Annotated in this window: 12 protein-coding genes; 6 read left to right on the top strand and 6 right to left on the bottom strand. The window is 49.6% G+C overall.

The window, feature by feature from the left end; genetic code table 11:
* Nucleotides 1-102: 102 nt before the first annotated feature.
* The 3 genes from C5S61_RS06840 to C5S61_RS06830 all read left to right on the top strand — a co-directional run bounded on the left by C5S61_RS06840 (nt 103) and on the right by C5S61_RS06830 (nt 5,156).
* Nucleotides 103-3,336: a HEAT repeat domain-containing protein gene (locus C5S61_RS06840; RefSeq protein WP_110514315.1), complete on the top strand. Its 3,234-nt coding sequence runs from the start codon at nt 103-105 to the stop codon at nt 3,334-3,336.
* 62 nt (nt 3,337-3,398) lie between these two features.
* Nucleotides 3,399-3,926, top strand: a complete 528-nt coding sequence (locus C5S61_RS06835) for a hypothetical protein (RefSeq protein ID WP_110514314.1) — start codon at nt 3,399-3,401, stop codon at nt 3,924-3,926.
* Nucleotides 3,927-4,007: 81 nt separating this feature from the next.
* A complete protein-coding gene (locus C5S61_RS06830; protein WP_110514313.1) occupies nt 4,008-5,156 on the top strand; it encodes a hypothetical protein in 1,149 nt (382 codons plus the stop codon).
* A 55-nt stretch (nt 5,157-5,211) separates the two neighbouring features.
* Here the strand turns inward: C5S61_RS06830 and C5S61_RS27395 are convergent, their stop codons facing one another.
* The 3 genes from C5S61_RS27395 to C5S61_RS06815 form a co-directional block, all read right to left on the bottom strand.
* Entirely contained in the window at nt 5,212-5,742 is a 531-nt protein-coding gene (locus C5S61_RS27395; RefSeq protein ID WP_276309099.1) for a gamma carbonic anhydrase family protein, read from the bottom strand.
* Between the two features lie 10 nt (nt 5,743-5,752).
* A complete protein-coding gene (locus tag C5S61_RS06820; RefSeq protein ID WP_110514311.1) occupies nt 5,753-6,652 on the bottom strand; it encodes a PhzF family phenazine biosynthesis protein in 900 nt (299 codons plus the stop codon).
* 67 nt (nt 6,653-6,719) lie between these two features.
* Entirely contained in the window at nt 6,720-7,079 is a 360-nt protein-coding gene (locus C5S61_RS06815; RefSeq protein ID WP_110514310.1) for a hypothetical protein, read from the bottom strand.
* 741 nt (nt 7,080-7,820) lie between these two features.
* On the opposite strand from C5S61_RS06815, the gene C5S61_RS06810 reads away from it, so the two are divergent.
* Nucleotides 7,821-8,837 (top strand): LacI family DNA-binding transcriptional regulator, encoded by a 1,017-nt coding sequence (locus C5S61_RS06810; RefSeq protein WP_110514309.1) that lies wholly within the window; start codon nt 7,821-7,823, stop codon nt 8,835-8,837.
* An 11-nt stretch (nt 8,838-8,848) separates the two neighbouring features.
* Here C5S61_RS06810 and C5S61_RS06805 read toward each other — a convergent pair whose 3' ends face one another.
* The 3 genes from C5S61_RS06805 to C5S61_RS06795 all read right to left on the bottom strand — a co-directional run bounded on the left by C5S61_RS06805 (nt 8,849) and on the right by C5S61_RS06795 (nt 11,654).
* Nucleotides 8,849-9,115, bottom strand: coding sequence for a hypothetical protein (locus tag C5S61_RS06805; RefSeq protein WP_110514308.1), 267 nt, complete (start codon nt 9,113-9,115; stop codon nt 8,849-8,851).
* Nucleotides 9,116-9,305: 190 nt separating this feature from the next.
* A complete protein-coding gene (locus C5S61_RS27065; protein ID WP_110514307.1) occupies nt 9,306-10,943 on the bottom strand; it encodes a glycosyl hydrolase family 18 protein in 1,638 nt (545 codons plus the stop codon).
* 117 nt (nt 10,944-11,060) lie between these two features.
* A complete protein-coding gene (locus tag C5S61_RS06795; protein WP_110514306.1) occupies nt 11,061-11,654 on the bottom strand; it encodes a hypothetical protein in 594 nt (197 codons plus the stop codon).
* A 51-nt stretch (nt 11,655-11,705) separates the two neighbouring features.
* Here C5S61_RS06795 and C5S61_RS06790 point away from each other — a divergent pair, with 51 nt between their 5' ends.
* Nucleotides 11,706-12,371 carry a cyclase family protein gene (locus tag C5S61_RS06790; RefSeq protein ID WP_110514305.1) on the top strand — a complete coding sequence of 222 codons (666 nt, stop codon included), beginning with the start codon at nt 11,706-11,708 and terminating at the stop codon, nt 12,369-12,371.
* Nucleotides 12,372-12,374: 3 nt separating this feature from the next.
* Nucleotides 12,375-12,812: a gamma-glutamylcyclotransferase family protein gene (locus C5S61_RS06785; protein WP_110514304.1), complete on the top strand. Its 438-nt coding sequence runs from the start codon at nt 12,375-12,377 to the stop codon at nt 12,810-12,812.
* The last annotated feature ends 32 nt before the right edge of the window (nt 12,813-12,844 follow it).

Below are 12,844 nucleotides of genomic sequence, written 5' to 3'. Positions count from 1 at the left end.
CTCAGCCAGCTTGACAGGCTTGGTATAGTGATGGGCTAGGGAGAATATTGTTTGCTGGTGCTCGTAACCTAGCGCGAGTTAACTAGCATGGAGAGTGTGTTGATGAATCATGATCAACTCCTGGCCGAGTTCGAGCAATTAAGCGATGGGCAACGAATCAAACGCATGGTTGCGCTGGGCCAACAAGCCGCCAATAATCCCCAAAGCAGCCAATTAATTGAACAATTAGCCCAAAGTCTCAGTATCTATCAACGCCGTTTGGCTTTGTGGAGTTGCTACGGCAGCCACGATAGCAGCCTGATTCGGCGCTTTATCAATGATCCTGCTCAATCGTTAGTTCGCTTAGCAATTAATGTACTCATGGTTTATGGCAATGATGCTGATGTTGCAGCCAGTTTAAGCCAATTAGCCCCGCTATTCTGGCGTAAAGCGCTCAAATTATTGGCGAAACACCAGCGATTTCAATTAATTGATGCATTTTTGGCAACCGTAGAGCCACAGCAATTGGTGCAGTATGCAATTTTTGGCTCGCAACAGTATTACAACGACCATCAAGTAACAATTATCGAGCGGCTTAGCCCACGCGAATGGGGCCAACTGGCACGCTTCAAGCCGCTTGCGTGTGGCGAATCGCTCAATACCTTCTTGCAGCAACCAGCGCATAGTCTGCAACAAAAACAGGCAGCTTTGAGCATTGCCCTGCCAAAATTAGCCGCTCGCCAGCCAGATCTGGCGCTCAAATTGGTGCAAACAGCGCTCGATCAACACCTAGAGCTAAGCTCTTTACCACTCCAAGCTTTGGCCTATCAGCGACCCCAAGCGATTGCAGACCTCATGATTCAGCAGCAACAAGCGGTGGAGCTTGATTGGGGCAACTTAGTCAGCAAACTACGCTTAGAGCAAGTCTTACAGTTGGCCGAGCTTAATCTGTTGCCAAAATGGGCTAGATGGCTGAAAAAAACGCCGCTTAGCTATCGCTCAGCCTTGTATGCAGCCAATCACCGCAAATGGTACGATGATAGATTGTTGCTCCAAGATTATGTCTGGCAAGCACTGCCAAGCAATGAACGCCAGCATGAAGTGCGCCGCGCGCAGCAGTTGCCGTATGTGGAAATGGTCTCTATTTTAAAAATTCAGCACGTAGCCTATTTGCCGTGGGATGAAGCATGGCCAATCGTGCAACCAGCACTTAATCATAGCGAAGCTGCGTTTCGTGGCGAGGCAGTTGCTTCGTTAATCAAGATTGTGCGCTATCAGCCAGAATATGCCCAAACCGTCTTGGATTTAGTGCATGAGCGGCGCAACGAGCAAGATCCAGTGCGATTTAAGTTGCTAATGGCATTAAGCGAATTGCCAGCGCGGCGGTGGCAAACAGACCATCTCACCAGCATTGAGCAGATTATTCGTACTAGCCTCAATGCCCGCGATTGCTCACGTGGGAGTATTCAGCTCTTACAAAGCTGGCTCAGCAAATTGCTCGAAGTTCATCCTCAAGCAAGTATTGGATTAATTAGCCAGATTAGCCGCGAGCAAGGCTACCTGTTTATCCAAGCCCATAATGAGCTGAATGCTGCCAATGCTCAAGCCTTGTGGGATGCGCTTTCGCCAATAATCCGCCTATGGCCACGCAACCAGCAACTTGAGGCGATCCTCAGCATGAGTGCTTTTATGGGTTCTTCAAGCAAGAAGGTGCCCGAACTAATCGCCATGCTTGAGCAAATAGCTACCACAGAGCCGAATACATCAGCAAGCAGCGCCGTGCAGGAACTCTACAACGACGCTCGCCCACGTTTTACCCAGCTTGTGCCACAGCTGCTCGCCAACGACCCAAGCTGGATTACGCAAAAGCTAATTTTGGATTTTGTGCAGACCAAACGCCAAGATTTGCTCACGCCATTTTTGCCAGCCCAAGCCTACGAAGGCAAATTCAGCACAAACCAAGATAGCTATACGATACCAATTCAGCGGGGCTTTGAGCGTTGGACAACCGCCCAACAACAGCTATTTGCCCAAACGCTGATTGAGCAAACCCATAATCCTGATCTGCCGCACCCAACTTTGATCGATTATGTGCAACGCTTGGCCCGCCTTAGCGAGGTTGAACCAACGCGCTTGATTGAGTTGGCCCAGCTTAACGCCCCAATTGAGGTCGTGCGCGATAAAGCGCTCGAAGCATTAAGTCGCCGCGAAAATGGCGATGGCGTACCAACGCTGATCGAAGCTTTGGATGATGGCCGCGCACGCGTGGCAATTTATACGCTGCGCCGCGTATTGCTGCGCATGTCAACGCACCAAGCTTTAGCGATTCTGCGCAATGTGCCAAGTGCGAAAGTAACCGTTGTCAAAGAAACCGTCCGCCTGATCGGCGACCTCAAAAATCACGTTGCCTACCAAGAATTATTGCGCTGGAATGGGCTTGAGCTGCATAACGACGTGCGCATTGCCCTTGTCCATGCGTTGAGCAACTATCTTGATCAACCAGAAACCTGGCAAATTTTAGAAACCATTCGCCAGCATGATGATTCAAATGTGGTCCATAGCTTGACTGATATTTCGGTCAGAAGCCACCCACCAGCAATTCAGCAACGCTATCTCAAACTAGTGGCAGGGTTATTGGAACATCCTGATAGAACAGTTCGCGGAGATGCACTTTTGGCACTTAGTTTGATTCCTGACCCTGATCGGCTGCTAGTCCAACCAATCATTGCGATCATTGCTAGCGATAGCCACGATTTACTCGAAAATTGCATTATATCGCTCGTTCAGATCTATGGAATTAGTGACATTGAAGTTGTCGCCAGCATTGTGCGTCGCTTTCTGACAAAACGCTTTTTTCTCTATCGATTTGTTGAGCACCTTACGCCGCTGCTCGAAATCCAACCAAGCTTCTTTCCCTTGGGTCGCGCAATTGTGGCCGAATTGGCCAGCGATCGTTTAACAATCCAATTGCAAATTCAATTGGCTGCACGTTGCTATACGGAGCAAGCATGGTTCGATTTAGTGCAACAGTTGCGCCAAAAGCAATTATTGCATGTTGATAATTTTCGCGCCGTGCTCGACGAACTCCACTATGTTCAAAATACTATTTGGCTCCGCCAGCCTGACCAACTTGAAAGCTTTTTCTACCCATCCAACGATCCATATTTGCGGCGAATTGGCTTAGCAGCCTTCGTCTTTAAAACCAATCGGCTCGGCTGGAAGCCAGCCGATTATCAACGCTTGGCAGAATATAAAGCCGACCCTGATGAGATGGTTGCAGCCGCCGCTCTCTTTGTTTTCGGCCCCCAAACGCCAGAGCTAGACGAAGATTCGTTCGAGGATGATGATTTGGAATAAGCTTGATCCACCCCTCGCCTACATCGTGGGCGAGGGGATTTTGAATAATGAGGAATTTCCGCATGGCCCGCATGTATTGGTATGTTGGCCCTATCGAACTAAGCCACATGCCTAAGCCATTACCAAGCCGTAGCCAAATTCGCCAGCGAGCTGATGTGGAGGCGTGGATTGCAGCGCAACCCCGAGACACAGGCAAGCATCAGCAATTAACTGCGACGTTTATCATCGATCAAGCGCTACAGCTGTGGCTTGCTGATCAACGCTCTGAGCATGTGGTTTGTGCTCGGGGCGCGGCGGTTTTGGCAGCTGGCGAGATCAGCTTTGTGCTAGAAGCAAACCGCCTCATCTATTGTGAATTAACCAATCAATCAACTGGCTATTGCCCCGAGCCAACAACCTGGACGGTGGTTCAGCAGGTGCTCGATTCAATCGGCCTGCCGCATGCTGGCGCTTGGGCAACCAGCTATGAGTTTCGGCGCTGCCCAGCCTGTGCAATGCTCAACTTAATCAAAGAGCACTGGTTTTTTTGTGCTGTTTGCGAGCACGAGTTGCCCCGCCAATGGAATTGTGCTTGTTTATCATCATTATAATATCGTTTTTTAGAGAGAAAATCATCAGCTAAGATGGTAATCTTATAGAGAATATATGATACAGCAAATAAGGAAGTGATCATGGTTTATTCGTTTTCAGGATGGACAATAGAGCGAACTATTCCAAAAGATTTAATAACCTATTTATTTAGTGGTCAAATGATACTTTCTGGAGGAGTTATTCGCTGGGCAGCAGGAACTCCTAATGCAGGACAAATTGTACGCCATTTATTACCATCTACAGGGTTGAAAATAGATCCAAATCTTCACGCACCTACGACTGGCCCATATTTACTATTAAGATTCATGAGCAATGGCATAAATCCTTCTCTATCGCCATTGCAGATAACTAATCACCTTGCTAGCTTTTCAAACAGGAGCTTACTGCTCTCTGGGCTTAGTGTATTTGCAATAGCCTTAAGTTTTAAACTTCTTTCAGCAAAAATTGATAAACTTAATACTCATGTTGGCGAGATTCTTGATTTACTTAAAGCACAAAGCCGAACAAAACTCAAAGCGCGGATAGAAGAACTTCAAATACTTGATACAATTTCAACCGAAGATAGGCGGATGACCATTCTTAGTCATGTATTAACTGATCTCAACGACCTTTATCATCTTTATATGGAGCAACTCTCTAAAATTAATGATTGGCATAAATTCAATGCATTAGAAGAACTTTTTATTCTAGCTGCAACCGCACGTGCTCATGCTTATGCTGAGTTCGATATTAAAAGTGCACAAGCCAGCAGAATTGCGCAAGAAACACTCCTATTTTGGCAAGAACATTCCAGGCGAATTGCTCGCGATTCAGTGTTAGCCACTAATCCACAACGTTTTTTGTCTAGCAATTTCGTTGAACAGATTAGTACAATAACCCTTATAGACTGGATGGATTTTGCACACGGAGAATCAAAAGGCTTACTATGGATTGATGAATTACGTCGTCAAATAACTCCAAAAAATATTCCAATTAATGTTAACATGCAATCTGCCTCAAGATTCATGCCATGGTCTAGCAATACATCGAATGAATACGAACTGCTTATATCATTAATGCAACGACTCGTTCAACGCAATACAATCCTTGAAACCAATCTTGCCCAATATCAAATGCTTGAGGATATAGCAATACCCCCAAGCATGATGCAACCACAACTAGAACAAATACCAACTGATATTCAATCACAAAGTTTTATAGTTTTTAAACCTAATAACCTCATGATGTAGGATTCATGCGATTGTTAAACAAAATACTTCTAGCAAGCTGGTGAGCGGTGCATTATTATGTATCTCTACTCTTAGCGGCAGCTGCAAGGTAGGCGTTTTTGAGCGCAACATAGTTTTCGGCAGTGCGCCGAATGCGCTCAAGATGGGCAGCATCAAGCGGGCGTACTTTGCCTGGGATGCCCAACACCAGCGAATTGGGCGGCACGATCATTCCTTCGGTAACCAAGGCGCGCGCACCAATCAGCGAGCCTGCCCCAATTTGCGCATGGTTCAAAATCACCGCGCCCATGCCAATCAGCACATCATCGCCAACCGTACAGCCATGGACAATTGCGCCATGGCCAATGCTCACGCCTGCGCCAATTGTCAGCCAAGCATCGGGGTCGGCATGCAAAATTGAGCCATCTTGAATATTGCAGCGTGCGCCGATGCGAATCAGGCCCTTATCGCCGCGAATCACCGTCATCGGCCAAACACTCACATCGCTGGCTAATTCGACCGCGCCACAAACCAAGGCTTGGGGCGCAATATAAACCCCTTCTGCCTGCGAAACACAATCGCTGACGCAGGGAAATTGATATTCCACAATCGGTTACCTATGCTAAAACATGGCCGCGCAGAATCGTCAAAGCCTCGCCGCCAATTCGCGAACTCATAACTTGGGCTTCTTGATCGAACTCGACGGCAACCTCGACCCGCCCTGGCCGCCCCATTGCATCGCCTTGCTCAGCGCGATAGTGCACCACATTGCTGCCATCAGCTTGGGCAATGACCCCAACGCCAACCAGTAATGCACCAAGTGGGCCTTGAGCTGAGCCAGTCACCGGATCTTCGTCAATGCCAATCACTGGCCCGAAAAAGCGCACATGCACCGCACTCTCAGCATCCAGCCCTTCCAAGCAATACAGGGTTAATGCGGTTAGTTGATGGCTCTGACAGAGGAAGCGCACATCATTCATATTCGGCTTAATTGCCAAAAGATTCGCCAGATTATGACAACCAATATAGCCATATTCGCCGCCGCGCGTCGGCGGAATATCGCTGCGAATATCGGCTTCATCCAAGCCAAGTGCGGCAGCCAGCGCCACAATTTGCAAATCAAGCGGCTCGAATTCGGGCACGGGAATATCGAGCCACACTTTACAGGCCGAAGTTTCGCTTGCTTGCAGCTCGACCGCCAAAATGCCTGAGGCAGTTTCAATCGTGTATTGGCCAGGAATCACCAAATGGCCGCGTTCGGCCAAGGCGTGACAGGCGGCTACCGTGGCATGGCCGCACAACGGCACTTCGACGGTTGGCGTAAACCAACGCAATTGCAAATCGGCTTGGCTACTTGGCAGCACAAACGCCGTCTCGGAAACATTCATCTCACGGGCCAAACGTTGCATCACCACCGGATCAAGCCCAGCAGTATCGAGCAACACCGCCGCTGAATTACCAGTGAACGGAACCCGAGCGAAGGCATCAACTTGGACAATTTCGCGCCAGCGTGGCATAGAACGATCCTCAAACTAGGGTTAATCTAGCTTCATTCTAGCACGATGCAGCGAAGATGTTGACGTTTTAGCGTTGTTTGCGCAGCCGAAAAGCCCCATCAATCAAGCCAACAACCAGCCAAATTAGTGTACCGCCAAACAATTGCAGGCTCGAAAAGCCCAAGCTAAAGCCAAGCACCAGCAGGCCAAGCACAATTGCAGCGTGCAAATAGACCCAGCGTGCTTGATACGCGGCGAGATTTTTGGTCAAGCGGGTGGTCAGCCAAAGCATGCCAATCGCCACCACCAAACCCAGCACTCCATACAGCTGGTTGATTTGGCTGCTCGGATAGGCCAGCATCAGCACGAGACCAAAACTGGCTGCATTCAACATACGGGCGAGCAACAGGCTTAACGTGGAGTTCTTAAAGGAATTGAGCGTGGTCATGGTTCATCTCCTCAATCAAAACATAGCATTTGGAGTGTAGCACAAACAGCGAGCAATGGAAATAGATCTGATTGGGGATCGGGTGTTAGGGGCAAGGCTCTAGGCTGTGGGCTATCGGCTAGGCGAATAAGAATCAAATCAATCTGTGCCAATCTGTGGCTAAAACGTTCTTCGCGGTTGCGCTGCGAGGGGCCAGGCTATGGGCTATGGGCTGTGGGCTATCGGCTATCTGTACTGGTTCATCACGTTAACCATTGCCTGATCCCCTCACCCCAACCCCTCTCCCGTGGCGCGGGCGAGGGGCTTTAACACCGTGGTTCACCCCCAATTCCTTCGTGAAAACCGATGCTCCCCCTCGCCCGCGTTCAGTGGGAGAGGGGGCTGGGGGGTGAGGGCATGCTGCTTGTTTTTAATCCAATGTACCAATACAGCTAGGCTGTGGGCTTTTGGCTCTGGGCGCAGGGCTAGGCGAATAAGAATCAAATCAATCTGTGCCAATCTGTGGCTAACCGAAAGGATGAAGGATGAGGGATGAAGGATGACATTTGAATCCTAAAAGCCAAAAGCCAAGAGCCTATAGCCATCGTTTCTCTGCGCCTCTGCGTTAAAACACCCTGACCCCTCATTCTTTCGTGCCCTTCGTGGATCAAACGCTAATTGACATTCATGGTCAACCTGTTATGATGATCGCGTTTCCGGTATCGTTTCCAGCGTGTTTCATGGATAGCGAGAGGTAGTGCTGTGCGCTCAAAACAATCAACAATCACCATTCACGATGTTGCCAAAGCGGCAGGCGTTTCGGTCAGCACAGCATCGCGGGTGCTCAATAACAAAGCTGATGTTTCGCCAGAAACCTACAAAAAAGTGCGCCAAGTGATTGACGACCTGAACTACACCGCTAGTTTAGCCGCCAAAAGCATGCGCAGCCGCACAACCAATGTGCTTGGTTTGTTGGTGCCTGAGCTGATTGAGGTCTACTACCACGAAGTGATCAAAGGAGTTGGCGCAGCAATCGAAAATTCTGGCTACGATTTATTGATTTATACCAGTGGCAGCCCAACCCGTAACAAACGGGCCTCTTGGGAGCGCGAGCACGTGGCTTTGTTGAGCAGTGGCTTGACCGACGGCTGCATTATCGTTTCGCCCTCAGCCCCAACCTTCCAACAAAACGCCAATATTGTGGTGATCGATCCCCATGGAGCGGGCGCAGAAGTGCCATCGGTTGTAGCAACCAATCACGAAGGGGCAATTCAAGCTGTCGATTATTTGGTCAGCCTTGGCCATCGCCGCATTGGCTTCGTGCAAGGCCATCCCACAGCGTGGAGTGCATTGCAACGCTTTGAAGGCTACAAAGCTGGGCTGCACAAAGCGGGTATCGAATTTGAGGCCGCACTGGTTTGCGAAGGTGATTTTACCTCGGCCTGCGGCAAAGCAGCAACCTATCACCTCATGAACCAGCCCAATCCGCCAAGCGCCATTTTTGCCGCCAACGACCGCACCGCAATCGGTGTGCTTGAAGCGGCTCAAGAACTAGGCCTCAACGTGCCGCAAGATCTCTCGGTAATTGGCTTTGATAATATTCCCGAAACCATGCAAACCACGCCACGCCTGACCACCATCGATCAATCGATTCGTGAGATGGGTTCGTTGGGCGTGCGCCTCTTAATCGATAGGCTGCAAAATCGCGAATCGGCGCAATTGTTGCATACCGTGCCAACGCACCTGGTTGTGCGCGATTCGTGCTGGATGCGCAAGTAATAGCAGTGGGTTTAGGCGAGGTTGATCCCACGCCGACGGAGTTGCTCGACGACGGCGGCCAGCAATTTAAGTGGCTGTAAGCCCCCAACAAACAACACCTCATCCTCGAACAAGGCAATTGGGTATGGCCAAGCTTCTTCGGCAAAATACTCAAGCTGATTGGCGTGTTGATTTTGCACCGCCGGATCATCAAGATCATAATAGTTGACGCTGACTTGCGCACCAACTAAGCGCTCCAATGAGAGCGCAACATTACTCGCAACCTTCAACGAAGGCATGCGCGGGCCTCAGCCATAGCCACAACTGGCATCACTCGAACGCCCAAAAATATCCAATCGATAGATCATGAACTGCTTATGCTCCACATTCTGGCTTGCAACCGAGCTTCTGCAAAAGTATAGCAGATCTCGATCCGCAGCAAAAAACGGGGCAAAATTGCCCCGTTTTAACATCGCTAGCGTATTCGGATTATTGTACTTGCCAGAGCGCCGGAACGTTGGCTGGCTCCCAGCCTACAAGCGAGGTGTGGGCTTGCAAACAGGTATAGTTTTTGCCTGCATAACTGACTTTTGCGCCAGCTGCATAGGCCGTATTTGGCTGCCAAGCGGGCGTGCCCGTGGTTGGCGTAGCAGTGGGGTTTGGCCGTGGCGTAGCGGTTGGATTCGGCACACTGGTCGCAGTTGGATTTGGTCGTGGCGTAGCGGTTGGGCCATTAGCTGGCGTACCATAGGCTTCCAATTCGAACAATGATACACCCCATTCGGTAGCCTTGGCGGTGGTATAAACCCGCAGATAGCGTCCGGTTCCGCTGAGGCTCAAATTATCGCTGCCACCATCGCCGCTAGTGGTGCTATAGATCGTTTGCCAATTACTGGCATCGCTGGAAACCTGCACCTGATAGCCGCTGGCGTAGGCTGCTTCCCAATTGAGAATCACCCGATTCAAGGCATAGCTGCTGCCAAGATCAACTTGCAACCATTGCGGATTGCTCCAAGCACTCGACCAACGGGTTGAACTATTGCCATCAACCGCCAAATTTGCGCCATAGCTGCTGGCTTCAGTCGATGAAGCAGTGGCATTGCGGCCACGAGCGATATTTGTGCCATTTGGATTTGGCGTTGGCGTTGCGGTCGGGCCACTATTGCCCATCACCGTGTCGTAGATGGTGCTCACCAGCGAAGTGCTGTCTTTGGTATCCTGCGACATTTCCCAATACATAATTCCAGCGGCGTGGGTAAGCAAATATTGGGTTTTGCGCCGAATTGTTGGCTGGCCGTTGTAACAACCATATACGCCATTGACCGTCGCGCAATCGCGGTTGGCATTATCGCGGTTGGCGGCAACTGCTTGGGCATAGGTGAAACTTTCGCCAGGCCGCGCATAGAAGGGCACGCCAAGCACAGCTTTCGAGGCAGGCAAACCACGATTAAGCCAAAAGTTCAAGCTATTGATCGACCAATCGTAGTTGGCGTGAGGTTCACCACCATCGTAGGCCATAATATTCAGCCAATCGACATAGCCAAACACATCGGCGGCCACGCCATCGGCAGCAGAACCATCGGAAACCACGGCGGCGGTCAGCAATTTACCTCGGCTATGCATTGCGGTTGATAAGCCGCTCATCAAGGCCGAATAATTGCCAGCAGACGAAGCCTTGGGATATTCCCAATCAATATCAACGCCATCAAGATTATATTGATTGACGAAATTCACCATATTATTGATGAAGTTTGCGCGGGCGGTTGGGCTAGCACCCAAAGCCTCAAACGTAGCATCAACTGAGCTGCCGCTCCAGCCGCCAACCGAAATAAAGACCTTTACATTGTTGTTGTGCGCCAAGGTCACCATCGATTGCAATTTGCCTGGGTTATCTAAGCTGCGCAAGCTGCCATCAGCGTTGGCCAACAAAAAGGCGTAATTGATATGGGTGATTTTGCTATATTGGATGCTATTGACATCGCCTGCCCACGAAGGCATATAGCCAATACTCTTAAAACCGTTGGGCAAGCTCGCTGCCCGCGCCGCCGGAACCTGGCGCGCCTGAAGATTGAATACCAAAAAGAGCAAACAAAAAATGCTAATCATTGCAAAACGCCAACGTGCCATACACTGATCCTCCTACAACTTGGGAGTCGGCTTGTTGCTTCGTAATTTCAATGAAATTACTTACTATCACCTTAGCATAGGCCAAGCCACAATGTCAAGCATTTTCTTAATAAAATTTTATAAATCCAGATTTGGGCTTGTTGGTTGCCGAAGATATGGCACGTTGAGCGGTTGCAAGCGGGCCAATAATCCGCTTAAGCCATCGTTTGGCGGCAGTTTGGCAATTGGGCTAAGCTGGAGCCAGGTTGTGCGCACTTGATTCACCAATGAAATATTATGTAAATCTCCGCCATGCCAATGTTGCCAGAGCAACAATGCATAGGCCGAGCGCAAAACTGGTGCACGCACGCGCACACTCAGCGGGCTATAACGAGCTGGGTGCAAATGCACGCGCTGATCCATACCATCGCCCCAGCGTAAAACCCAAGCTGAACTATCGCTCAAGGTTAATAGTTGATAGTGGTCGTTGCTTGCCAACCATGCAGCATATTCGGCTTCAGTTTCAATCCCACGTTGCTGAAGTTGGGTCAGCACTTGGTGATCGATCAGCGCTGGGGTTAATTCACCAAGATACAGATCCATCTGGGAATTGCCGATTTTTTGCAAAGCCGCCAACAGCTCTGTTTGCTCGCCCTGTTGGAAATTTGCGAGGGTTTGCAATACCCAACGGGCATGATGTTTCCAACAATTTAAACTCGTCTGAAGCGTCATCGTTCACCTATGCTATACTCAACCAACCCTACTTACTACAAGGATCGGCCTATGTCACAATTTATCGATCTAAGCCATACTGTTGAAGCTGGAATGATAACCTACAAGGGCCTGCCAGCCCCGATTATCTGCGATTTTCTGAGCCGCGAAGCCTCGCGCAGCGTCTATGCAGAAGGCACCGAGTTTCATATTGGCAAAATTGAGCTGGTTGGCAACACCGGAACCTACATTGATAGTCCGTTTCATCGCTTTGCCGATGGCAAAGATTTAGCCGAATTAACATTAACCCAAATTGCTGAACTTGAGGGCGTGCTGATTCGCCATGATCTAGCGAATGGTCGGGCCATTGAGGCTTCAGCATTTGCAGGGCTTGACCTCAAAGGCAAGGCTGTATTGGTCAATACCAATTGGTCACAGCACTGGCGCACCGACCACTATTTCGAGGGCCATCCTTACTTAACAGCGGCAGCAGCTGAGTTTTTGGTGCAGGCCCAAGTTACCTTGGTTGGCATCGATTCATACAATATTGATGATACTGCCGATGGCAGACGGCCAGTGCATACGATTTTGTTGGGCAACAATATTCCAATTGTTGAGCATCTTTGCCAGCTTGAGCAGCTACCAAGCAATGGCTTTCATTTTTCGGCAGTGCCCGTCAAAGTCAAGCAATTTGGCACATTTCCGGTGCGCGCCTATGCGCGGCTTAACGAGGATTAAGCAATGAGCGAGCAACCAAGCTACGATACCCATTTGCCATTGTTTGTCTATGGCACGTTACGCACAGGCGAATACAACTGGAAAATCTATCTTGAAGGCAAAACCCGCAGCGAAACTCCAGCCATTGTGCATCAACATCAACTGTATGCCAACCGCTACCCGTATATGATTCCAGGCGAAGGCAGCGTGGTTGGCACGTTAGTCGAAATTAAGCCAGAGCTATACGAAGCAGTAATGCGCGACATCGATGAGTTAGAGCAATTTAGCCCCACTAGCAATAGTTGGTATTTGCGGGTTGCACGTTATGTTGAGATTGGCGAGCAACGCATTTTAGCCTGGATGTATTACCCCAGCGAACGAGTTAGCCAACATTTAACCAACGATCACCGGATTGTTGATGGCGATTGGGTAAGTTGGAATCAGCAGAATAATCAAGTCTAAAGTTGCGACGCGAGGGGGTCAGGGGTCAGGGG

The organism is Herpetosiphon llansteffanensis (assembly GCF_003205875.1).
In the GTDB taxonomy this organism is placed as follows: Bacteria; Chloroflexota; Chloroflexia; order Chloroflexales; family Herpetosiphonaceae; genus Herpetosiphon; species Herpetosiphon llansteffanensis.
The sequence above is the reverse complement of the archived record's forward strand: the minus strand, read 5'-3'. Positions and strand labels throughout refer to the sequence as shown.

Bases quoted from the DNA above. Each gene is read 5' to 3' on its own strand.
- C5S61_RS06790 (WP_110514305.1), top strand. From the start codon at position 11,706: ATGTCACAATTTATCGATCTAAGCCATACTGTTGAAGCTGGAATGATA.
- C5S61_RS06835 (WP_110514314.1), top strand. From the start codon at position 3,399: ATGGCCCGCATGTATTGGTATGTTGGCCCTATCGAACTAAGCCACATG.
- C5S61_RS06830 (WP_110514313.1), top strand. From the start codon at position 4,008: ATGGTTTATTCGTTTTCAGGATGGACAATAGAGCGAACTATTCCAAAA.
- C5S61_RS27065 (WP_110514307.1), bottom strand. From the start codon at position 10,943: ATGGCACGTTGGCGTTTTGCAATGATTAGCATTTTTTGTTTGCTCTTT.
- C5S61_RS06815 (WP_110514310.1), bottom strand. From the start codon at position 7,079: ATGACCACGCTCAATTCCTTTAAGAACTCCACGTTAAGCCTGTTGCTC.
- C5S61_RS06795 (WP_110514306.1), bottom strand. From the start codon at position 11,654: ATGACGCTTCAGACGAGTTTAAATTGTTGGAAACATCATGCCCGTTGG.
- C5S61_RS06785 (WP_110514304.1), top strand. From the start codon at position 12,375: ATGAGCGAGCAACCAAGCTACGATACCCATTTGCCATTGTTTGTCTAT.
- C5S61_RS06820 (WP_110514311.1), bottom strand. From the start codon at position 6,652: ATGCCACGCTGGCGCGAAATTGTCCAAGTTGATGCCTTCGCTCGGGTT.
- C5S61_RS06805 (WP_110514308.1), bottom strand. From the start codon at position 9,115: ATGCCTTCGTTGAAGGTTGCGAGTAATGTTGCGCTCTCATTGGAGCGC.
- C5S61_RS06840 (WP_110514315.1), top strand. From the start codon at position 103: ATGAATCATGATCAACTCCTGGCCGAGTTCGAGCAATTAAGCGATGGG.